Here is a 234-nt window from a genome sequence, read left to right as displayed (position 1 = left end):
ACCCTGCCGTCGCTGGAGCCGCTCGCGCCATTGTTCTACCGCGTGTTGTACCTGATGAAGTTTGGCGAGCACCGCGGTGGGATGTTCGTGCGCGCGCAGGGCATGCGCGACGGGGCGCCCACCACGCTGAGCTGGCACCTGCTCGCCGAAGGCGATGACGGCGCTTGCTTTCCGTCCATGGCGTGCGAAGCGGTGATCCGCAGGCTGCTGGCGGGTGAGCGGGCGTTGCCCGGT

At 68.8% G+C, this 234-nt stretch carries 1 protein-coding gene; it reads left to right on the top strand.

What is annotated here, in order from left to right; all coding sequences use genetic code 11:
• Positions 1-234: hypothetical protein (locus ACQG3P_RS24215; RefSeq protein ID WP_426806470.1), on the top strand; the 234-nt coding region annotated here is incomplete at both ends.

The sequence above is a fragment of the Stenotrophomonas sp. SrG genome (genome assembly GCF_050031795.1).
In the GTDB taxonomy this organism is placed as follows: domain Bacteria; phylum Pseudomonadota; class Gammaproteobacteria; order Xanthomonadales; family Xanthomonadaceae; genus Stenotrophomonas; species Stenotrophomonas rhizophila_A.
Note: the sequence above shows the minus strand (reverse complement) of the source record. Positions and strands in the feature narration are given on the sequence as shown.